The organism is Rhizobium indigoferae, from assembly GCF_034554815.1.
GTDB classification, from domain to species: Bacteria; Pseudomonadota; Alphaproteobacteria; order Rhizobiales; family Rhizobiaceae; genus Rhizobium; species Rhizobium leguminosarum.
Genome location: NZ_CP140637.1, coordinates 469,657 through 492,382 on the forward strand (window position 1 = coordinate 469,657; position 22,726 = coordinate 492,382).

Annotated in this window: 18 protein-coding genes and 1 pseudogene; 13 read left to right on the top strand and 6 right to left on the bottom strand. The window is 61.0% G+C overall.

Annotated features, from left to right (window positions below; all coding sequences use genetic code 11):
* Window positions 1-134 precede the first annotated feature (134 nt).
* From U5G49_RS28725 to U5G49_RS28755, 7 genes and pseudogenes are all read left to right on the top strand, one after another.
* A complete protein-coding gene (locus U5G49_RS28725) occupies window positions 135-3,773 on the top strand; it encodes a PAS domain-containing protein (protein ID WP_193442878.1) in 3,639 nt (1,212 codons plus the stop codon).
* Window positions 3,770-4,411 carry a response regulator transcription factor gene (locus tag U5G49_RS28730; RefSeq protein ID WP_018245795.1) on the top strand — a complete coding sequence of 214 codons (642 nt, stop codon included), beginning with the start codon at window positions 3,770-3,772 and terminating at the stop codon, window positions 4,409-4,411. Before U5G49_RS28725 ends, U5G49_RS28730 begins: the two co-directional genes overlap by 4 nt.
* Before the next feature lie 2 nt (window positions 4,412-4,413).
* On the top strand, window positions 4,414-4,791 hold the full coding sequence (locus U5G49_RS28735; RefSeq protein ID WP_018516604.1) for a response regulator: 378 nt from the start codon (window positions 4,414-4,416) through the stop codon (window positions 4,789-4,791).
* 1 nt (window position 4,792) lies between these two features.
* The gene (locus U5G49_RS28740; RefSeq protein ID WP_193442876.1) at window positions 4,793-5,485 is read left to right on the top strand and encodes a response regulator transcription factor; all 693 of its coding nucleotides are present in this window, start codon (window positions 4,793-4,795) and stop codon (window positions 5,483-5,485) included.
* A 269-nt stretch (window positions 5,486-5,754) separates the two neighbouring features.
* Window positions 5,755-6,111, top strand: coding sequence for an ArsR/SmtB family transcription factor (locus U5G49_RS28745; RefSeq protein WP_018245798.1), 357 nt, complete (start codon window positions 5,755-5,757; stop codon window positions 6,109-6,111).
* A gap of 448 nt (window positions 6,112-6,559) precedes the next feature.
* Complete coding sequence (locus U5G49_RS28750; protein WP_193442874.1) at window positions 6,560-7,225, top strand: nitroreductase; 666 nt, start codon at window positions 6,560-6,562, stop codon at window positions 7,223-7,225.
* Between the two features lie 37 nt (window positions 7,226-7,262).
* Window positions 7,263-7,834 (top strand): annotated as a pseudogene (locus tag U5G49_RS28755) (NADPH-dependent FMN reductase).
* A gap of 65 nt (window positions 7,835-7,899) precedes the next feature.
* Here U5G49_RS28755 and U5G49_RS28760 read toward each other — a convergent pair.
* The 6 genes from U5G49_RS28760 to U5G49_RS28785 all read right to left on the bottom strand — a co-directional run bounded on the left by U5G49_RS28760 (window position 7,900) and on the right by U5G49_RS28785 (window position 16,216).
* The gene (locus U5G49_RS28760; protein WP_193442871.1) at window positions 7,900-9,087 is read right to left on the bottom strand and encodes a galactarate dehydratase; all 1,188 of its coding nucleotides are present in this window, start codon (window positions 9,085-9,087) and stop codon (window positions 7,900-7,902) included.
* A 12-nt stretch (window positions 9,088-9,099) separates the two neighbouring features.
* The gene (locus tag U5G49_RS28765; RefSeq protein ID WP_193442869.1) at window positions 9,100-10,311 is read right to left on the bottom strand and encodes a mandelate racemase/muconate lactonizing enzyme family protein; all 1,212 of its coding nucleotides are present in this window, start codon (window positions 10,309-10,311) and stop codon (window positions 9,100-9,102) included.
* Window positions 10,308-12,029, bottom strand: a complete 1,722-nt coding sequence (locus U5G49_RS28770) for an ABC transporter ATP-binding protein (RefSeq protein ID WP_018444923.1) — start codon at window positions 12,027-12,029, stop codon at window positions 10,308-10,310. The genes U5G49_RS28765 and U5G49_RS28770 overlap by 4 nt, the downstream gene beginning before the upstream one ends.
* 7 nt (window positions 12,030-12,036) lie before the next feature.
* Window positions 12,037-13,158: an ABC transporter permease gene (locus U5G49_RS28775; protein ID WP_017967395.1), complete on the bottom strand. Its 1,122-nt coding sequence runs from the start codon at window positions 13,156-13,158 to the stop codon at window positions 12,037-12,039.
* A gap of 10 nt (window positions 13,159-13,168) precedes the next feature.
* Window positions 13,169-14,155, bottom strand: coding sequence for an ABC transporter permease (locus U5G49_RS28780; protein ID WP_018245806.1), 987 nt, complete (start codon window positions 14,153-14,155; stop codon window positions 13,169-13,171).
* Between the two features lie 123 nt (window positions 14,156-14,278).
* A complete protein-coding gene (locus U5G49_RS28785; protein ID WP_018245807.1) occupies window positions 14,279-16,216 on the bottom strand; it encodes an ABC transporter substrate-binding protein in 1,938 nt (645 codons plus the stop codon).
* A gap of 308 nt (window positions 16,217-16,524) precedes the next feature.
* Between U5G49_RS28785 and U5G49_RS28790 the strand changes: the two genes are divergently transcribed.
* From U5G49_RS28790 to U5G49_RS28815, 6 genes are read left to right on the top strand one after another with little or no spacing between them, the layout of a single operon-like run.
* Entirely contained in the window at window positions 16,525-17,238 is a 714-nt protein-coding gene (locus tag U5G49_RS28790; RefSeq protein WP_020493434.1) for a FadR/GntR family transcriptional regulator, read from the top strand.
* Between the two features lie 20 nt (window positions 17,239-17,258).
* Window positions 17,259-18,089, top strand: a complete 831-nt coding sequence (locus tag U5G49_RS28795; protein WP_193443048.1) for an NAD-dependent epimerase/dehydratase family protein — start codon at window positions 17,259-17,261, stop codon at window positions 18,087-18,089.
* The gene (locus U5G49_RS28800) at window positions 18,086-18,979 is read left to right on the top strand and encodes an SMP-30/gluconolactonase/LRE family protein (protein WP_131598498.1); all 894 of its coding nucleotides are present in this window, start codon (window positions 18,086-18,088) and stop codon (window positions 18,977-18,979) included. Before U5G49_RS28795 ends, U5G49_RS28800 begins: the two co-directional genes overlap by 4 nt.
* Before the next feature lie 57 nt (window positions 18,980-19,036).
* Window positions 19,037-19,990 carry a dihydrodipicolinate synthase family protein gene (locus U5G49_RS28805; RefSeq protein WP_018444928.1) on the top strand — a complete coding sequence of 318 codons (954 nt, stop codon included), beginning with the start codon at window positions 19,037-19,039 and terminating at the stop codon, window positions 19,988-19,990.
* A gap of 45 nt (window positions 19,991-20,035) precedes the next feature.
* Entirely contained in the window at window positions 20,036-21,622 is a 1,587-nt protein-coding gene (locus U5G49_RS28810; protein WP_018444929.1) for an ABC transporter substrate-binding protein, read from the top strand.
* Between the two features lie 6 nt (window positions 21,623-21,628).
* Window positions 21,629-22,726: an ABC transporter permease gene (locus tag U5G49_RS28815; RefSeq protein WP_193442867.1), complete on the top strand. Its 1,098-nt coding sequence runs from the start codon at window positions 21,629-21,631 to the stop codon at window positions 22,724-22,726.

Genomic DNA, 22,726 nt, shown 5'->3' on the forward strand with positions numbered 1-22,726 from the left:
GGTTTCCATGAGTTGCGGTTGCAATGTGGCGGGGTTACGGTTCGAATATGAGCCCGCCAGACCCGAAATTGAGAACAACGACAGTACGAAACGCTGACGATCCCCTGACTTTGTCTGTCCTGCAGGAACAGCTGATGATCAGCGTCTGGTCGCACCGCCCCCAACTCCTGCACCTGGGGCTTTTTATTGCGGCCTATGTGCTGGCCTGCGGATTCGCACAGTCGCTCGCGATTGTCCCTGGAACAGGTATTTCCATCTGGCCAGCGGCGGGGCTTTTCATCGCGACACTTGTCGTCGCATCCGGCTACAGCTGGCCTTGGTGGGTGCTGGGAGGCTGCCTGGCTGAATTGTTCAGCAATTTCCTGTGGTTCCACAGCCCCCTGCCTGCGGCTTTCCTGATCTACATCGGCAACGCCCTTGAAGCGGTTGCCGGGGCATGGCTCGTCAACCGGATCTTGACGCGGCCGGTTCGGTTGGAAACCTTGCAGGAAGTTCTCGCATTCGTCGTACTGGGGGCTGGGATTGCGCCCATCGTCAGCGCGACCGTGGGAAGTGCGACCCTGGCGTGGTTTGGCATACAATCGCAATCCTTCGTAACGGCTTGGCCTCTATGGTGGATCGGAGACGCCACCGGCGTCCTGATCGTAGCGCCGCTGGCACTGGTCGTGTTTCACAGCTGGCGTGGCAAGACCCGGCTCTCAGCCACGCAATGGGTGGAAGCTTGCGTCCTGGGACTGATCTTTCTCGGCGTTGCCGCTCTTTCTCTGAGCGGCTACCTCCCCTTCGCATACATCATCATGCCGCCTCTTCTTTGGGCCGCGGTTCGCTTCGAGTTCAAAGGCGCTGCCGTATCCTTGGCTCTCCTCGCCCTGATCACGGCGCTGTTCACGATAACAGGCACCAGCCAGTTTGCCGGCGATCCCGAATCCCAGAAGCACAAGCAGGTCATGCTGCAGCTTTTTCTGGCGATCTCGGCATTTTCGGCGCTCATCGTGGCCGCCATATCCCGGCAGCACCAATTGGCAGTGCTCACATTACGCCAAAGCCTGGAGACACTGCGCGACCGCGAGCGGGAACTCTCGCAGCTCGTAGACATGGTTCCGAGCCACGTCTGGCGTCTGACCCCCGACGGTGAGCCGACCTTCTTCAACAAACGGATGGTCGATTTTCTCGGCCTCGATGTGGCGGATTTCGACAAGCCCGGCATGAGCCGGCTGGAGGCCGTCCTGGAGGCCACCGTTCATCCCGAGGACGCGGCGGGGTTCGGAGATGCCCTTCGCCATAGCCTCGTTACCGGCGAGAGCTTCGCCATGCGGTATCGACTGCGCCGCGCCGACGGCCTCTATCGCTGGATGTCGAGCCGTGCCGAACCAATGCGGGATCAGTCGGGGCGCATCGTTCAGTGGTACGGTCTTTGTCACGACATCGACGATCAGGTTCATGCCGAAGAGGCTGTGCGTCGGAGCCAACAACAGCTTCAGCAGATCATAGACGCCGTGCCTGTCCGCATCTGGAGCGTGGAGCCTACCGGCGGGTCGTTCTATTTCAACAAGCGATATCAGGACCATTTCCGCTCCGTTATCGCCAATTTCGACGCTCTCGGCGAGCCGCGCATCGACGATCTGCTGCAGCAGCTGGTTCATCCCGAAGACGCTCCCGACGTTCAGCGTACGCTCAGGAACTGCTTCGAAACCGGCGGCGGCTGCGCGATGCGATTTCGCTGGCGCGAAAAGGATGATGTCTACCGCTGGGCAGAGTGCCGGGTGGAGCCGCGGCGCGACGAAAACGGAACGGTCGCGGAATGGTATGGCGTTTCTCTCGACATCGACGATGAGGTGCGTGCGCTGGAGGCGTTACGCGAACGTGAGCGGGAGCTGTCATTGCTCGTCGATATGGTCCCCGTTCATATTGCCCGCATGGCGCCCAGCGGCGAGCCGACCTTCTTCAGCAAGCGCACCCTGGAATCCATCGGGGTGGACGACGTCGCGGCTTGGGACAAGCCGGACGTCAGCCGCTCAGCGGCCATCATCGGGGCGACAGTCCATCCCGAGGATGCACCCCGCATGAGAGAGGTGCTCAGCCATGCCCTCGCCACCGGCGAACCCTACACCATAAGGTATCGTCGGCGCCGTGCGGACGGCGAATATCGCTGGATGGAGGGTCGCGCAGAACCATTGCGGGATGAAAACGGAATTATTCTACAATGGTACGCTGCTGCACTCGACATTGACGACGAGGTGCGCGCGCAACAGGCCCTACGAGAGCGGGAACGCGAGCTGTCACAGCTCGTCGACATCGTTCCGAGCCTTCTCTGGCGGTTGGATTCGCAGGGGGAGCCGACTTTCTTCAACAAACGGCTGATCAATTTTCTGGGACTGGACGTTGCCGATGCCGACAAGCCCGGCATGAACCGTCTTTCCGCCATCATGGAAGCCGCCGTCCACCCTGACGATGCGGAGAGCCTCGCCGAGGCGCTCGACCATTCCTTCGTCACCGGCGAGCGCTTCTCCAAGCAATATCGCCTGCGGCGCGCCGACGGCGTCTACCGCTGGATGAAAGGCAGCGCGGAGCCTCTGCGGGACGAGAGCGGCCGGATCGTCCAGTGGTACGGTCTGACACATGACATCGACGACCAGCTGCGCGTCGAGGAGGCGCTGCGAGAGAGAGAACGCTCGCTCTGGCAGATCGTCGAAACGCTGCCGGCAATGATCGATTGCGCGGCGCCTGATGGAGAACCGGTATACCGCAACCCTCAGCTCCGCGACTTCCTCGGATATAATCTCGAAGAGCTGGACGGAACGGGGAAAACCCGGCTGGACGGCACACTCGATGCCGGTGTTCATCCCGACGACGTGGCGGGGGTCAAAGAGAACTATGCCCATTCATTGTCCACCGGCGAGCCCTATGCGCGCAGGCATCGTCTGCGGCGCCACGATGGTGAATATCGCTGGGTTGAGACGCGTGCGGCGCCGATGCGCGATGCCGACGGCATCATCGTCCAGTGGAATGTCATCTGCCTTGACATCGACGGTGAGGTTCGAGCGGAGGAAGATTTGCGTCAGGCGCGAGAAGGCCTTGCACGGGCGAGCCAGGTGGCGAGCCTCGCCGAGCTTTCGGCCTCGATCGCGCACGAGGTGAACCAGCCGCTCGCGGCCGTCGTGGCCAACTCACATGCCTGTCAGCGCTGGCTCATGGCCGAACCGCCGAATATGGAGCGGGCGCAGAGGACGGTGGAGCGCATCATCCGGGACGCTAACTCAGCGGCAGATGTCGTCAGCCGTATCCGCGCATTGTTCAAGCAATCCGCAGACCGCAGGGTCCACACGACGCTCTCCGGCGTCGTCGACGAAGCGCGCAACCTCATGGCCGACGAAGCAGCGCGCCGCCGCGTTCGGATCGACATGGGCATCGACGGCAACCTTCCGCTGGTCGCAATCGACCGCGTCCAGATCCAGCAGGTGCTGATCAATCTCATCCGCAACGGCATCGAGGCGATGGACGCCGTTGCAGACGACAGGGTGATCGAGATCCGTGTGCAGCATATGGGGAATGCCGTCCGGACCGAAATCAGCGACCACGGCCCGGGCATCGAGTTTCCCGAGAGGATGTTCGAGCCGTTCTTCACGACGAAAGAAAATGGCATGGGCATGGGACTGGCAATCTGCCGCTCGATTGTCGAGCTGCATGGCGGACGATTGTGGGCCGAGAAGAACAATCCGCGCGGAGCGACGTTGATCTTCACCTTGCCCATAGAAACGAAGGCGGCGCCATGACAGCCGATGACCATATTGTCTTCATCGTTGATGACGATGGACGCATTCGGGAAGCGCTCGGCGAGCTGCTGGAATCGCATGGCATGCGCGCCATCGCCTTCGAATCCGCCTGCGATTACGTCAGAGCGGACAAGCCGGATGTCCCCGCCTGCCTCATCCTCGATATCGAGCTGCCTGACATCAACGGCCTCGATCTGCAGAAACAGATCGCCGACAGGGACCATCCGCCGATCGTGTTCATCACAGGACACGGCGACATCCCCTCCTCCGTGCGTGCGATCAAGCATGGCGCGGTGGATTTCCTGACCAAACCCTTCAGCGACGCGGACCTGATGGCGGCAATTCACGCGGCGATCGCTGAGGATCGGGAGAAGAGATCGCAACGCGCCGAACTCGACATGCTGAGGCAACACTATCTCGACCTGACACCGCGAGAGCGCGAGGTGCTGCCTCTCGTGGTCAGCGGCCTTCTCAACAAGCAAGCAGCAGCCGAATTGGGGATCAGCGAAGTGACGCTGCAGATCCACAGAAGAAATGTGATGCAGAAAATGGCGGCGGCATCGCTGGCCGATCTCGTGCGGATCGCGGAGAGATTGGAAATACCGATAACCCACTCGCGCCGAGTGGGAGGGAATTGAACATGAACAAGACAAGACACGTCGTGGCAATTGTCGATGACGATCCAAGGCTGCTTGAATCGATGGGCGACCTTCTGGAATCCGCGGGTTATGTAGCTCGCAGCTTCTCGTCGGCGGGCTCGCTGCTCGTCAACGGGCTATCGGACCTCGACCTGCTCATCACCGATATCGGAATGCCTGGCATCGACGGATTCGAACTTCGTGACCTGGTGAGGAAATCACGGCCGGAGCTGCCGGTGTTCCTGATCACGGGCCGCCACGAGATAGCAGATCAGGGCCGCGCTCAAGGCGTGGGCGGATTTTTCCGCAAGCCCTTCGATGCCCAGGCCCTGCTGGCGGCTATTGCCAACGCTTTGCATAAATCGACAGATGGAGGGTGACATGAGAGTTGACCAGCCGTTGCTGCGGAGATCGGCGCCGTTATCGTTACAGTGCAGTTGTGAAGAGAACCAGCCGCTCGTCATTATCGTCGATGACGACGCCTCTGTTCGCGAGGCGCTGTCGGAGCTGATCCTGTCGGCGGGTTTCCAGTCGACCAGTTTTGCTTCGACCCGCGAATTGCTTGACGCCGATATCCTGGATTGCCCCGGCTGCCTGATCCTCGATGTGCGCATGCCGGGAGCAAGCGGCCTCCACCTGCAGCGCCATCTGGCTGAAAACGGCATATCCAAACCGATCATCTTCCTGACTGGGCATGGCGATATTCCGATGACCGTCCAGGCGATGAAGGCCGGCGCCGTGGATTTTCTCACCAAACCGGTGCGGGACCAGACGCTGCTCGACGCCATCACAGCGGCCATTGCGATGGATGCCGAACGAAGAGCGGAAGCCGCGGTCGCCGAGCGCAATATCAAGCGCTTGGAGACGCTGACGCAGCGCGAGCGCGAGGTTCTGCATGAAGTGGCGCGCGGACGCCTCAACAAGCAGATCGCCTTCGATCTCGGCATCAGCGAGGTGACGGTCAAGCTGCATCGCAGCAATGTCATGCACAAGATGGAGGCCGCCTCCATCGGCGAATTGATCCGAGCGTGGGAAACACTGCCCATGCAGATGCGCCAGGCTGGCGCACGCTAAAACGCGTCGCGTCAATCCGGATCATCGACGCGCGCTTCAAGTCTTTGATTTATGCTTTTAGCCGCGTGTCTTCCAATGGTGGAAGATGCCGGCCTCGACCATCATCTGCGGCCGCTGTCCATTTGAGGCGAGTCGTATCCGATTTGCGCCAAAAAAAGCGATGCCGCGCCGGCAATGGGTTTCGGTCTCGCTCTCATGCGGTAATCCTAAATTAAAGCTCGGGGATATGACCTGGTGCCCAGCTTTGGTTCCCTAAAGGAGATCTCGCCGTGAACAATCAATCGTCAACCGCGCCTTCCCCTGAAACCAACGCCTTCGAAAACGAAGCAAACTTCTTGTCGGCTATGGGGAATGCCAAACGGCTTCACATTCTGCATCTGCTGGCCGAGGGAGAAATGTCCGTGAGCCTCCTGGCCGACGAGGTGGGATTGAGCCAATCTTCGACGTCCCAGCATTTGGCAATTCTTCGAGAACAGGAACTCGTGCAGACGCGAAGAGCTGCTCAGACGATCTACTATTCACTTCAATCCGGCGCGGCCAGGGCAATGCTCGATACGCTCGCTGACATCTTCGGATCGTACCGTCGCACCGAAGTAGAATGTGTCCGAGCCCTGGGCACCCAATAAAAATCACGAAACGTCGATCCTACAGCTGATGATTGGCGCCGCGGCAGCGAAGAGCAGCGCAATGGCGAAGAACGCGGTTTCGAGGAGATGACTGCGGCTTGAGTGTAAGCGCCAAATCCCGCGATGCTTCGCCGACATGCCCCTCGAACACATCGATCCCTGATGTACGTTTGATGTACCCCTCCTAGACCACGGTGTGATTACGCCTCCATTGCGAATGGAGATAATGAACCACATCAGGAACGGAACAGTCAGGACGAGACGACCATGAGTATGGACAACACCTCATACCCCGGCAGACTGAAACCCGGCGAGCTGGTCCCGTTGCGCTATGCGCTTGATATCGGCGAGGTTGACGTAACGGCGGTCAGCGATGGGATGCGAGCGCTGCCAGGCGCGATGTTGGGCCACAACGCTGGCCCGGCCGTCCGGGCGGACGGAGGCGGTCATGGACGTATATGAGGCAGTCAAAAGTCGACGATCGGTGCGCGGGTTCAAAGACAAGCCTGTGGAGAGGGAGGTGCTTGAGCGTGTGCTGTCCGCCGCAGCTTGGTCGCCGTCAGGATCGAACATCCAGCCGTGGAACACCTACGTGATGACCGGCGCGCCGCTGGCTGAGCTCAAGACGTCCGCCGTCGAGCGCGTGGCCCATGGCGACGCCTGGGACAAGCGGCAGTACGAGATGTACCCGCCCGCACTGAAGCCCCCCTATGGGGAGCGCCGGTCCGCCTTCGGCAAGGAGCGCTACAGCGCGCTCGGTATTGCGCGAGAAGATTGGGAGGCGCGCCAGCGGGCAGCAATCGCCAACTGGAACTGTTTCGGCGCGCCCGCCGCCCTGTTCTGCTATATCGATAGTGACCTGGGCCTGCCCCAATGGGCCGACGTCGGCATGTATCTGCAGACGGTCATGCTGCTGCTCCGCGCCGAAGGTCTTCACAGTTGCCCGCAGATGGCGTGGTCGCAGGTTCGCGAGACGGTCGCGGAGGTCCTGTCACCCCCGGACGGGCTCATCCTCTTCTGCGGCATGTCGATCGGGTACGAGGACCCCACGGTCAGTTATGCCCGTACAGGCCGCGCCCCGCTCGGCGAGACGGTCACGTTCCTCGGCGAATAGTGACTTGCCATCATCATGCGAGATATTGGAGAACGCCATGACCACGCATAAAGTAGGTTATCTCATCGGCAGCCTGGCCAAGGGCTCGATCAACCGCAAGCTCGCCAAGGCGTTGGTGCGGTTCGCCCCGCCGGAACTTGAAATGTCGGAGATATCCTTCAAGGACCTGCCGCTCTACAGCTACGACTATGACGCCGACTACCCTCCGGCTGGCAAGACATTCAAGGCGGCAATCGCAGCCGTCGACGCCGTGCTGTTCGTCACGCCTGAATACAATCGATCCATACCCGGTGGGCTGAAAAACGCAATCGACTGGGCGAGCCGCCCCTACGGCACCAACTCGTTCACACGTAGCCGTCAGCGGTGATCGGCACATCGCCGGGCGCGATAGGCACAGCAGTCGCCCAGCAGAATTTGCGCAGCGTGCTCAGTTTCTGCAACTCTCCCCAGATGAATGCCCCGGAAGCCTACATCCAGTTCACGCCGGGTTTGATCACCGATGACGGCGAGGTCACGAAAGACACCACCGCCGATTTCCTTCGCACTTTCATGCAGGACTTCCATGTCTTCATCGCAAGGGTTCGCTCAGTGCTGCCGAAAGATGCCTAGAGCCCTGCGGGAGCTGGCCGCGTCCATCCGGGCGGCCAGCTCCTGTTTTTAAAGGGGCAATGCCCTCAGGCGAAGGCGTAGGAGCCGTCGGGCCGCTTCGGCACGCGCCGCTGCCAATGGATGTAGCCTTCCTCTTCCATCGCCTTCTCGTCCATTTCGACGCCCCAGCCCGGCCGGTCGGGACGCAGCTCCAGATAGCCGTCCTTCGGCAGATAGGGATCAACGACGTAACGGGTTTCCCCCTCCCGCTTCTCGATATCGAGGCCGCCATAGACGTAGGCCTGTCCCTTTGGCAGCCGGTATTCGAGGATACGGAAATTCTGTGCCGTCGCCGAAAAATGAACGTTGACCGCCGTCGCCAGCGGACCCATCGGGTTGTGCGGCGCCACGCCGACGAAGAAGGCTTCGGCGAGGGTGGCAATACGGCGCATTTCGCTGATGCCGCCGACGACGCAGATGTCGGGCTGGATGAGGTCGGCGCCCTTGACCTGCAACAGGCGCAGGAACTCGTTTCTGTTATAGAGCGACTCGCCGGTCGCCAGCACGCAGTTGAGCCCCTGTTTCAGATCGCCCCAAGCCTCGATATTTTCAGGACGCAGCGGCTCCTCGAAAAACAGAGGGTCGTAGGGCGCCAAGGCATTGCCGAGTTGCCTTGCGGCGATCGGCTCGAAAATCTTCGCATGGGCGTCGAAGGCGATCTCATATTCGTCATTGACCGTTTCGCGCAGCGAGCGGAAATAATCCGCCGAGGCTTTGACGACATTGCCCCAGCGATTGGAGTGCATGTCGATACGCCAGGGGCTGAGCTTGAAGGCGGTGAAACCCCACCCTTCCTTCAGACGATCGAACTCGTCGCGGGCCGCCGGTGCATCCGGTGCGGTATAGACGCCGGCATAGACCTTGATGCGGTCGCGCACCTCGCCGCCCAGCAGCTTGTAGACCGGAACGTTTGCCGCCTTGGCGGCGAGGTCCCACAGGCAGTGATCGAGCGCGGAGATCGCGGCAAGGCCGAGCGCGCCCGGCGGGAACCGGCTTTGCTGGATCAACAGATTGACGAGATAGTCGACGCGTGTCGGATCCTGGCCGGACAGAAATTCGTAAAGATAATCCAGGAGCGGCGGAAGCGCCTTGTCGGGCCCGTGATTGTAGCATTCGCCCCAGCCTGTTAGCCCGTCATCGGTGTCGAGCGCGACGATCACGCGGGGACGGTCCTTGTCGCGGGTCATGAAAACCCGCATGCGGTCGATCTTCATCTTTCTGTCCTTCTAGCGATTGAAATAGGTGCGGCGTGACAGGCGCGTCTGCACGTAGAGATGCTCGTTGTCGGTTCCGGGATTGTAGGCGCCGGCACTTTGCGGCACCGAGACATTGCCTTCGCTGGGGAAGCGCGCCACGAAAGCCTCGTCGATATCGCAGCCAAGTCCTGGCCCATCAGGAACGGCGATCAAGCCGCCGACCTGTTGCGGATGCGGCACGATCGTCTGGCGGCGGCCGTCCCAGTCATCGTCGAGGCGCTCGAGGATGAGGGCGTTCGGGATCGCCGCAAGCAGATGCAGAGCCGCATATTCCGCCACCGGCCCGAGCGAGCCCGAATGCGGCGCCATCTGGATATGATGCGCCTCGGCCATGGCAGCGATCTTCTTCATCTGGGTGATGCCGCCGGCCCGGCCCGTGTCCGGCTGGATCACGTCCACCAGCTCCTTTTCGATGAGCTCGCGCTCGCCGAAGATAGTCGCCGAACGTTCGCCGGCCGCAAGCGGCACATGCGCTGCGTCGCGGATGCGCCGGTAGCCGTCGAAATTCTCCGGCGCGATCGGATCTTCCACCCACATCAATTCATAGGGTTCGAGCGCCCGAACCAGCCGGCAGGCATCCGCAGGCGTCAGCCACGGCGGCCCATGCAGATCGATGGCGATGTCCATGTCGTCGCCGACGGCGTCACGCAACGCGGCGACCTTGCGGACCGGATCGGCGACACCGCCGCATTTGATCGCCCTTATGCCGCGCTCTTTGAGGGCAAGCGCTCGCTCGGGCGTATTCGCATGCGAATAGATCGGAATCCGGTCACGCACCTTGCCGCCGAGCAGCATCCAGACAGGCACGCCGAGCGCCTTGCCCTTGATGTCCCAAAGCGCCATGTCGATGCCGGTCATCGCACCGCCGCCGACCGTCCCGAGCATGCCATGGCCCATCATGGCGATATGCATCTTCTGCCACAGCCGTTCGATATGAGCCGGATCTTCGCCCACGAGGAGTGGGGCGAGATCATGGATCGCCGTCTCGACGACGCGCGGCCAGCCTGAGCATTCACCGATGCCGGTGATGCCCTCGTCGGTATCGATCTTCAGAAAGAGCCAGTTTCTGGTGCCGCCAAACTGCTTGGAGGCGCCACCGCCAGAACGTTGGTCGGAAGCCCAGTTCGCGGGGTCGGGCTGACCGACATGCATGAGAAAAGTGCGGATCCCGGTAATTTTCATCGCTGAAAAGTTCCATTTTTCAGAATGTCCGGCGCGACGTAGCGGAAACGCCGCGAATGATCGCGATCGCGCGGATCGGGGCGCGGGATCGCTGATATGAGCGCCTGCGTATAGGCGTGCTCGGGCGTGCGGCAGACCTTCTCCGCATCGCCAATTTCGACGAGCTGGCCTTTGTACATGACGCCGACACGGTCGCACATGTAGCGGATAACGCCGATGTCATGGCTGATGAAGATATAGGCGAGACCGAGTTCGTCCTGCAGGCGCATCAACAGATCGAGCACCTGCGAGCGCACGGAGACGTCGAGCGCCGAGGTTGCCTCATCGGCAACGATGACACGCGGATTGAGGGTGATGGCTCGGGCAATGCCGATGCGCTGGCGCTGGCCGCCGGAGAATGCGTGCGGGTAGCGTTCGCGCGCCCTCGGATCGAGGCCAACCTGTTCCATCAGATGGCAAACGCGCTCCTCCAGCGCCCGCCCCTTTGCGACGCCATTGACGAGCAGCGGCTCGCCGATGATCTGGGAGACGGTCATGCGCGGGTTGAGGGAGCCGAAAGGATCCTGAAACACCATTCGCAATTCCCGCCGTGCGGCGGCAAGCGTGTGACCTTTTGCCGTTGCCAGATCGATGATGTCGCCGTCGGCGCGGCGATAGAGGATTTCACCTGCAGTCGGATCGATCAGCCGCATAATAGATCGGCCCATCGTCGTCTTGCCGGAGCCGCTCTCGCCGACGATGCCCAGCGTTTCGCCCGGCAGAAGCGAAATGGAAACATCGTCCAGCGCTTTCACCTCGCCGAAATCCATCGATACGTTGCGGAGTTCGAGGATCGGAGGCGCAGTCGTATCGAGCGGCGGGCGCGCCTGTCGGATTTCGGCCTTTGCTTCCAGCTTCAGCACCGAGCCGATCAGCATGCGGGTATAGTCGTCTTGCGGCGCATGAAAAATCTGCTCGACCGGCGCATATTCCTTGGCGACGCCGTTATGCATGACGAGCACATCGTCGGCGATCTGCGCCACGACGCCCATGTCATGCGTAATGAACAGAACGGCCATGCCCTTGGCCTTCTGCAGCCGGGCGATCAGGTCTAGAATTTCGGCCTGGGTCGTCACGTCGAGGGCCGTGGTCGGCTCGTCGGCGATCAGCAGCTGCGGTTTGCAGGCGAGCGCCATGGCAATCATCGCGCGCTGACGCATCCCGCCGGAATATTGAAAGGCATATCGATCCAGCGCTTTATCAGGCGAGGGAATTTCGACCTGCTTGAGCAGCGATATGGCTTCAGCGCGCGCCTCTGCCTTGCTCATCCTGGTGTGAAGGCGAAGCGCCTCGACGATCTGGTTGCCGACCGTGTGGATCGGTGACAGCGACGACATCGGCTCCTGGAAGATCATGGCGATGTCGCGGCCGCGGATCGCTCGGATCTGACGCCCGCGCGGGTTGAGGCTGGTCAGATCGATCGAGCCGCCGTCCTGATCGTTCAGTATGATCGATCCGCCGGATATGCGGCCGGGCGCATCGACGATCTGCAGGATCGATCGCGCCGTCACCGACTTGCCGGATCCGCTTTCGCCGACGACACAGAGCGTCTTGCCCGGCTCGATCGAGAAAGACAGATCGCTAACGGCGCGAAAGACGCCGGTGCGCAGAGGAAACTCGACCGTCAGATTTTTCACCTGGAGCAGCGGCCTGCCGGCAATGGGAACGATATCGGTCATGCCGGCCTCATTTGTTGTAGGGATCGGCCGCATCGCGCAGGCCGTCGCCGAGAAGGTTGAGCGCCATCACGGCGACCACGACGGCACAGCCCGGCATGAAGAGCCATGGCGCGGTGGCGATCGAGCGAATGTTCTGGGCCTCGCGCAGAAGCACGCCCCAGGAGATGGTCGGCGGCTGCAGACCGAGCCCGAGGAAGGAGAGAGAGGTTTCGGCAAGGATCATCGCCGGCACCGCAAGCGTGATCGACGCGATGATATGGCTGGCAAAGCTCGGCAGCATGTGGCGAAAGATGATGCGCCTTTCGCGAACACCGTCGAGCCTGGCGGCGGCGACGAATTCCTCGGTGCGCAAAGACAGGAAGCGGCCGCGAACGACGCGGGCGAGCTGTGCCCAACCGGTCAGCGACAGGATGATCGTGATCATCATATATTGCAGCGTCGCAGGCCAGTCCTGTGGCAGCGCCGCGGCCATTGCCAACCAGATCGGGATCGTCGGCAGCGACAGCACAAAATCGATCACCCGCTGCAGGAAGAAATCGATGCGGCCGCCGTAATATCCCGAGATACCGCCGAGCACGATGCCGAGCATGAGCGAGAAGAAGACACCGACGAGGCCGATCGACAACGAGATCTGCGAGCCTTGGACCGTTCGGCTGAAGACATCGCGCCCAAGCCTGTCGGCGCCGAAGAGAAGCAATGGCGTCGTCTTGTCGGGTGAAGCGATCAGATGGATGTTGGTCCTGAACAAGCCGAACACGGAATATTCGTAGCCGCGCCCGAAGAACTGGACGTCGACACGTTTTGTCGTGTCTTCCTTGAAGATGGCGGCCAGCGTCTCAGGATCGCGGGTCAGCTTCATCGGATAATAATGCGGGCCGAAGGAGAACCCGTTCTGCGTATCGATCAGATGCAATCTCTGCGGCGGGTGAAAAGTCGCCCGCGCATTTTGCAGGTTCGGATCGTTGATGGCGAAGAAGCCGGGAAGCAGGGCGACGATATACATCAGCACGGTGACGACGAGCGCCACCATGGCCAGCCGATGCCGGCGAAAAGCCCACCAGATGAGCTGCCACTGCGACGCGACGGCGGCGCGATCCGGCGGAATGTTCGTGACGGTGATGTCGGCCATAATAAGGCTCCTATTCCAACCGGATGCGGGGATCGACCAGCGCAAGCAGGATGTCGCTGATCAAAGAGCCTATCAGCGTCAGCGCGCAGATCAGCAGAACGAAGGCGCCGGCGAGATACATGTCCTGGGCCATCAGCGCCTGCAGCAGCAAAGGTGCTGCCGTTGGCAGATTGAGGACGATGGCGACGACGACCGAGCCGGAAATGAGGTTGGGCAGCAGCCAGGCAATCGTCGAGATGAACGGATTGAGCGCGATCATCAGAGGATATTTCATCAGCAGCCGGAACTCAGAGAGACCTTTTGCCCGTGCCGTTGTGACGTAAGGCTTCGGCAGCTCATCGAGCATGTTCGCGCGCATGACGCGGATGAGGCTCGCCGTCGAGGAGACGGCAAGGATAATGACGGGAAGCCAGAGATGCGAGAAGAGGTCGACCATCTTGGCGAAGCTCCAGGACGCGTTCTCATATTCCGGCGAAAAGAGCCCGCCGACATCCTGTCCGAATTCGACCGCCGCGACATACATCAGTACCAGCGCCAGCAGGAAGGACGGAACGGCCAGGCCGAAAAAGGTGAAGGCAGTGAAGAAATAGTCGCCGATCGAATATTTGCGCACCGCGGAATAGACGCCGATCGGCAGTGCGATCGCCCAGGTGGCGATCAATGTCGACAGAGCCAGAACGAGCGTCAGCGCCATACGCTCCCAGATCAGGTCAGAGACCGGCTGCTGCCATTCGAAGGAAATGCCGAAATCGCCGCGTGTAAGAATGCCCCATATCCATTTGAAATATTGGATGAGCATAGGGTCGCCGAGGCCAAAGCGCTCGCGCAACTGCGCCGCTGTGTTCTGATCGACGATCTCGTTGGAGGCTGCCAGCGTCGCAATATAGGTCGTGACGTAATCGCCCGGCGGCAGCTGGATCAGCACGAAAGCGAGGAAGCTGACGGCAAACAGCGATGGAATCATCCATAGGAAGCGTTTGGCGATAAAGACCAGCATGAGGCGCCTCTTGCATTGAACGCCGCCCACCTGGCCTTGTCGGCCGTCAGGACCGGCAAGGCATCTCGGAGGGCGAACTGAAAGAAAGCGCCGTACCGTCGGGCACGGCGCTTAAGACGAAAATCAGCTCGTGAAGGTGAATTGCTGCGGCATTGCAGGGCCGGGATTGGGCCAGGACCAGCTATCCGGCTCCTTCTCGGGAACATTGCGCAGATTGTTGCGGATGATGCCGAAACCGCCGACAGCAAGGCAAAGGCCGACGGTCTCGAACTCCTCAGCCGCGATGTCGAAGATCTGCTTCATGATCGCGCCGCGCTTGTCGAGATCAGCCGTCGAACGTGCTTCGTCGAAGAGCTTCATGCGCTTCTTCTGGCTTTCCGGCGGTTCTTCGCCACGTGCACCATTGGAGGTGTACCAAAGCGTCCATGGAATGGCATAACGCGAGCCCTGCGGATGGAAAGCGAAGAAATCGCGCGGATCGAGCATCGGATCGAGACCGCCGGGGCCTGGCCATACCGCCGCATCATGGGCATTGTCGTCGCCGCGGGTGTAATAGAGCGCCCGCTCGATCGTGTTGACCTTCATGTCGATACCGATCTGGGCCCAATGCGTCTTGACCAGTTCCAGGGCATCGACGAGGTCGGGATAGAGCGTCGGAATGACGTCGATCGAGAAGAATACCTTCTGGCCGTCGGGCCGGAGCCGGAAACCGTCGCCGCCTTTCTTGTATCCGGCCTCATCGAGCATCGCGCCTGCCTTGTCGGCGTCATATTCGGTGAACTGGCGCGCGTATTTCTCGTTATACCAGGGATGGGTCGGACGCGGCCCAGCCTGGTAGGGCTCGCTCTGTCCGAAATAGACGATGTCGATGAGCTCCGGGCGATTGATGCCGATCGAAAGCGCTTGCCGGAACGCCTTGTCCGCAAACATCTTGCGCATGGCAGGATCTTTGTGGGTGATGTTGAAGTAGATCTGGCACTGTTGCGAGGCCGAAGGCACGAGCGTCAGCAGCCGATAATCGCCTTTCTCCATGTTCTTGGACAGTGTGGGCTTGTTGGCCAGAACGCTGATATGACGTTCCTGGATGTCGATCTTTCCCGAGATGACATTCAGCATCAGCGATTCGACGTCCTGCGAGATGCCGAAGTTGATTTCATCGATGTAGGGAAGCTGGTTGCCCTCGGTATCGACCTGCCAGAAATAAGGGTTGCGGGTCATGACGACGCGCGTCGCGCCACCGGCGTAGGGCTCCTTGATCACCCATGGATCGAGTGTCGGCTTGTCGACATTGCCCCATCGCGACGGGATCTCTATGTCGCCGCAACGGCTGCGGAACAGCTCTGTCCAGCTGGTGACGCCGGCCTTCTTCGCATCGGCCTCGATATTCGGATTATATTTCGGCAGGAACTGGCTGCAGTAATGCTTCGGGAACAGCGTCGGATGCTGACCAAGTGGCGTGGCAAGGTTTTCCAGATAAAGCGCGTTGGCGGCCGCAAAGGTGAACTTCACCGTATAATCGTCGATCTTCTCGACGGTGACCGGCTTGCCGGCGACCGCAAGCTGCGCCGGTGTCGAGCTGTAAAGCTCGGTGTTCTTGACGCAATCTTCGATCGCGAAGACGACGTCATCGGCCGTAAAGGGATGACCGTCCGACCAGCGCACGCCTTCGATGAGATGGAACGTGAATTGCGTTGCGTCATCGCTGACTTCCCAGCGTTCGGCAAGGTTCGGCTGCACGGCGGTAAAATCGAGGTTCCAGCGCACGAGGCTCTGGTTGCCGACCATGCGCAGGATGCCGTTATGGTCGGATGAACCGCGAAGGCCTCGGCGCAGCGAACCGCCGTAGGTGCCGACTTTCTCGAACGGCGTCACGACCATCGGCTTTTTCGGCAGGCGCTCGGCGAGCGGCGGCAGCTTTCCATCCTTGGCGAGCTGCGCAAGTGCTGGCGCTTCGCCACCTGCGGCAGAGACGCGACCGGCGATAGACAGCGCCGCGACACCAGCCATGCCGCCAAGCACGGCGCGGCGGGTGACACCACGCGACAGTATTTCATTGGCCATCGAATTCCTCCCTTTTGTGCCGGCGCAGCCTTTGCCCCGGCCGATGCGGCGGGCTCCCGACCCGCCGCTGCGCCCTCCTCGGCGCTACGACCTGAACCATAGACACGTTCGCAAATGATTACAAGAGTTGACAGATAATTACAAATTTTGTAGCGATGCAGCATCGAAATACGATGTTGTGCCGCTGAAATACGGCCAGCAGGATCAAAAACGTTCGATCTGTCAGATGCTGTGCGCCGCCCTGAACATCATGGTCGGCGACAGCCAGGGTGCGACCTGGCGTCGAGAGACGAGAGAAAAGGACCAGAATGACATTTACGGTCGATGCCGTTTCGAACAGGGGCGCAACGCGCTTCAGCGACATCATCTACGAGAAGATCGTGGGGATGATCGCCGACGGCAACTTTCCGGTGAACGAACGACTGCCGCCGGAGACGAAGCTTGCCGCAGATTTCGGCGCATCGAGACCCGTCGTGCGCGAAGCGCTTGAACGCTTGAGAGCCGACGGCTTGGTCGTTTCGCGCAAGGGTTCCGGTTCCTATGTCAGGCAGAGGCCGGATTCGTCGATGCTGAAAATGGTGCCGGTCGGGTCCTTGGCCGATGTCCAGCGGTTCTTCGAATTCCGCGCCGGTCTCGAAGCCGAGGCGGCGGAGCTTGCCGCACGGAACTGGCAGCCGGCCGACAAGGAGCGGATAACGGCAGCGCTTCTTTCGATCGAACAATGCCTGCGCAACGGAGAGCTTGGTGCCGAGGAAGACCAGGCTCTGCATGACGCAATTGCCATGGCGACCGGTAACCAGTTCCACATCACCCTGCGCGAGTGGTTCAAGCCGCATTTCGCCATCGGGCATTCCGTCACGCGAAGCTTGAGCTTGAAGCGGACGCCGGAACAGATCCGCAGCGTCCAGGATGAGCATGCGGTGATTGTCGAGGCGATCTTCGCGCACCGGGAAACCGAAGCGCATGATGCGATGAAAAAACACATACTGAATGCTCGCGCCCGCATGTTCCAGGGCGTTTGAGCACAATGGGAGGAGAAATGATGAAACGGGTCGCCATGACGGGTGCTGCCGGACGTGTAGGAACTCTGCTGCGCCCGCTCCTTCGATCGCATGTCGAAGAGCTGCGCCTGATCGATCTCCAGGAGCCTGCCGGGCTCGGCGAAAACGAGAACTTCGTCAAGGCCGATCTTGCAAAGCTCGACGAGGCGACGGCTGCACTGAAGGATGTCGACGGTGTGGTTCATCTCGCCGGCATTGCAAGCGGCATCGACATGAACGCCATTCTGCACGCGAACGTGCTTGGAACATACAATCTTTACGAAGCGGCGCGGACCAACAAGGTCCAGCGGGTCGTCTATGCATCGAGCAACCATGCCACGGGCTTTTATCCGCGCGGCCAGCTCGTGTCGCCGCTCGACCCGATGCGCCCCGACAGCCCTTATGGACTTTCCAAATGCTGGGGCGAACTTGTGGCGGGGCTGTATTACGACACATCAGGCATTCGCTCTCTTTCCATCCGCATCGGCAATGCGGGCACCTATCCCAACAGCGAGCGATCCGTTGCGATCTGGATCAGCGCCCGAGACCTGGCGCAATTGGTCAGGATCGGCCTGTCGCACCCGTCGATCGCAGCAACGGTGGTTTATGGCGTTTCTGATGCCGAGGAGATCTGGTGGGACAACGGTCTGGCGGCACGATTGGGCTACCAGCCACAGGATCGGCCGCGCGATCACGCCCGCATCGAGGAGGGATCCGAAGGGCCGGTCGCGCTTGCGTTCCAGGGTGGCGGGTTCTGTGAAATCAATCACGACGGCACCATCCGCATGCGCGACGCCGAGGGTCTGGCCAAGAGCCTGGAGACGGTTGAATGACGGCCCCGCTAGTCATCCGCCCGGACGTCCGTTCCGTGATCCAGCAGCCGCTGACGGTTGGTGAATCGCCGGTATGGGACGAGGAGACCGGCACTTTGTGGTTCGTCGATATTCAGGCGCCAGCACTCGTCCGGCTCTCGGGTTCAGGAAAGATCGACCGCTTCGACATGCCCGCCGCAATCGGCGCCCTCGGGCTTTGCCGCGATCACAAAATCGTCGTGGCGCTCCAGACGGGCGTCCATCTCTTCGATCCCGTCTCCGGAGATTTTGAGCTCGTGTCCGATCCAGTCGGGCGCCACATCAACTGCCGCCTCAATGACGGAAAGGTCGGGCCCGACGGGCACTTCTGGATCGGCTCGATCAGCGAAGCCAAGCCGCAGACCGATGAGGCCGCACTTTACCGCGTAAGCGCCGATGGCCGCACGCGGACCGTTGCAACCGGACTGACGAGCTCCAACGGCCTTGCCTGGTCGCCGGACGGCCGGCGGATGTATCACTCCGACAGCCGGCAATGCTTCCTGCAGGCATTCGACTTCGATGCTGATACGGGCGACCTCGGCGATGGGCGCCGGCTTCGCAGCTTTACGGAAGACGAGGGTCGGCCCGACGGCGCGACAACCGATCGTGATGGGTTCTACTGGAGCGCCGGCGTATCCGCCGGTCGCCTCAACCGAATATCGCCCGAAGGCAAAATCGTCGAGATCTACATTCTGCCGGTCGCGGCACCGACAATGCCGTGTTTCGGAGGGCCGGATCTGCGCACCCTCTTTGTCACGAGCCTGTCGACGGACCGCACCGGACGTTTCGAGGCGGGGACGGTCATCGCTTTTGACGTGGATGCAGAGGGCCTCCCGCCCTTCCGCTTCGGGGCAGGTCACCCTCCGGGATGACAGCGAGCCTCCCTTCGAAATGACAGCGAATAGATGGAAAGATAACGGGGAAGAAAGATGAGCATCGCAACCATGCGCAAGGCGCTTACAGGCGTATCGGGTGTTCCCGTCACCGCCTATGACGGCAAAGGTGAAGTCGAACCTCGGATCACGGCGAAAGTCTATGAGCGAGTGGCGGTAGCCGGCATTCACAACATTGTCGCTGCCGGCAATACCGGCGAATTCTATGCGCTCACGCCGCAGGAAATCAGGATCGTCCATGAGGCGGCGGTTTCAGGCGTCAACGGCAAAGCGCCGGTGACGGCGGCAATCGGCCGATCGCTGCGCGAGGCGATCGGCATGGCGAAAGATGCGGCCACGATCGGCGCATCCGCCGTCATGTCGCATCAGCCCGTCGATCCTTTCGCAGCACCTTCGTCCCAGATCGACTATTTCTGCAATCTTGCGGATGCTTCCACCCTGCCGCTCATCGCCTATGTCAGGGCCGAGGGTTTCAGTGTCGAAGATATCACCCGTCTCGCAAACCACGGCAATATTGCCGGCATCAAATTTGCCACCACCGATCTGATGCTGCTGTCCAGAGCGATCGCTGCAGCCGATCCGGCCGGCGCGCTGTTCGTCTGCGGCCTGGCGGAGAGCTGGGCGCCGACATTTACCGCTGCGGGCGCGCGCGGCTTCACATCCGGTCTCGTCAATGTCGCGCCGCACTTGTCGCTTGCCGTTCACGATGCACTCGAAAGAGGAGACTTCGGCGCGGCAAGGGCTATCGTCAACCAGCTTGAACCGTTCGAGCGGATGCGGACCAAATTCCGCAATGGTGCGAACGTGACTGTCGTCAAGGAGGCCGTCACCTATTCCGGCCTCGATGTCGGCCCCGTGCGCGTGCCGGGATTGCCGCTGCTCGATCGGCACGACCGCGAGGAACTCCATCGGCTGCTTCAGCGCTGGGATGCCGCCGGCAACAACCAGATCCATCCACACCAGCAGGATTCCGCAAAGGCGGCCGGCTGAGTTCGACACTATTTTCCACAAACAACAGGATTGGGAGGTCTTGAGATGTTGAGACAGGTACTGACGACGATCGCAATTACCGGCGCCATGATGACGGCGCAGCCCAGCTTCGCGGCGTCGCCGCCCAATATGCTGGTGATCGGCACCAATCTCACGGGCATAAGGACGCTCGATCCGGCGCAGAACAATGCCCGTACGGTTTCCGAACTGATTTCGAACATTTACGACAACCTCGTGCAGCTGTCGCCGGACGACCTCAAAACGTTGAAGCCGATGCTCGCGACGCAATGGAGCGTCTCGGCGGATGGCAAGATTATCACGCTGACATTGCGCGATGATGCGGTCTTCCAGAGCGGCAACAAGGTAACCGCCGACGATGCCGCCTGGTCGATTCAGCGCGTCATCAAGATGGGCCAGGTCGGCTCCACCGACGTCGCCCTCTGGGGCTTTACACCCGACAACGTCGAAAAGCTTGTTCGGGCAAAGGACGAGCATACCCTCGAAATCGAGCTGCCGCAGGCTGTGAACACCGATCTGGTGCTCTATTCGCTTGCCGGCTCATCGATCGGCATCATCGACAAGAAGACGGCACTGTCGCATGAGGCAAATGGCGACTTCGGCGGTGCATGGCTTTCTGCCAATTCGGCCGGCAGCGGCCCGTTCGCGCTGACGCAATGGCGGCCGAACGACGTTGCGATCTTCAACGCACGGAAGGACTATTGGGGCGGGGCGCCGGCCATGGCTCGCGTCGTCGCCCGGCACATCCCAGAATCCGGCAACCTCAGACTGCAGCTCGAAGCCGGAGACGTCGATGTCGGCCAATACCTCGCAAGCGGCGACCTCGACGCCCTGTCCACCAAAAAGGACATGGTGATCGAAAGCGTTCCGGGCCTCGGTTTCTATTATATCGCGCTCAACCAGAAAGACCCGGATCTGCAGAAGCCGAAGGTTCGCGAGGCCTTCCAGCATGCCTTTGACTGGAAGGCGATCTCCGGCAACATCATGCGCTATACCGGCTTTCCCTGGCAGTCGATGATCCCGCGCGGCATGATCGGTGCCCCTGAGGAAGCGGCCTCACGTTACGATTACGATCCTGCCAAGGCCAAGCAACTGCTGGCGGAAGCCGGCTACCCCAATGGGCTGAAGAAGGTGCTCAATCCGTCAGGTGCGCCGACACTGCCCTTCGCCGAAGCGCTGCAGGCGAGCGCCCGCGCCGCCGGCCTCGATCTCGATCTCGTGCCAGGCGAATTCACGCCGGCCTTCCGCGAGCGAAAATACGAAGTGCTGCTTGGCAATTCCGGCGCCCGACTGCCTGATCCTTTCGCGGTCGCCACGCAATATGCCTACAATCCCGACAATAGCGACGAGGCGCGTCTCGGCAGCTATTATCTTTGGCGCACAAGCATGAAGGTGGACGAGCTCAACACACTCGTCGACCAATCGATGAAGGAGCGCGATACCGGCAAGCGCACGGATATCTTCAAGAAGATGGACGGCATTTACAGCGGCATGGCCTCCCCGCTCGTCATCTTCTTCCAGCGAACCGACCCTTATGTCATGCGCGCCAACGTCAAGGGCTATCATGGGCACACGACATGGTCGACGCGCTGGCATGACGTGACCAAGGAGTAGAACGCCGTGGCGAGCGCCGATCTGACATCGAAGCGAGAAAGCAGCCGTCGTTCTACGGAGGGCGGGTTCGCCGATGCCGCCCCGCACCCTCTAATGAGCCTGTTGCGGCGCCTGGCAGGGCGCGCCGTCGCGGTCGTGACGACGCTGCTCGGCCTGCTCTTCCTGACCTTTTCGATGGGGCGCCTGCTGCCTGCCGACCCGGTGCTTGCCATCACCGGGGCGGAGGTGAGCAAGGAGGTTTATGATCGCGTCTATAATGAGCTGGGGCTCGGGCAACCTGTCTGGATGCAGTTCCTCGCCTATGTCGGGAAGATTGCGACAGGCGATCTCGGCACATCGGCGACGACCGGCCAGCCGATCCTCACCGATCTCCTGACGATTTTTCCCGCCACCATCGAATTGGCGGTCATCGCCATGATCATCGGGGCGATCATCGGTGTTCCCCTGGGGATCACGGCTGCCGTCAGGCGCGGAACGATCATCGATCACGTTGCCCGCATCATCGCCCTTGCCGGCCATTCCATCCCGATCTTCTGGACTGGGTTGATGGCGCTCTTCATCTTCTATGCAAAGCTCAAGCTCGTCGGCGCATCGGGCCGGATCGATGTCTTCTACGAGGGTCTCGTCACGCCGGTGACCGGCTTTCTTCTGATCGACGCGGCGATAGAGCAGCAATGGGACGTGTTTCACAACGCCCTTGGCCACATCATCCTGCCGGCGGCGATCCTCGGCTATTATTCCGTCGCCTATATCAGCCGCATGTCGCGGAGCTTCATGCTGGAGCAACTGAGCCAGGAATACATCACCACCGCCCGGGCCAAGGGGCTTGGCACCCGCAAGGTGGTCTGGCGCCATGCATTCAAGAACATCCGCGTACAGCTCCTGACGATCATGGCGCTGACCTTCGGCGGGCTGCTCGAGGGGGCGGTGCTGATCGAAACCGTCTTCGGGTGGCCGGGGCTCGGCCAGTACCTGACCCGGGGGCTGCAGATGAACGACATGAACGTGGTCATGGGGTCCGTGCTGACGATCGGCGCCGTCTTCCTGACAATCAACATACTGTCGGACTTCCTTTATCGCATTCTTGATCCGAGGACACGGTGA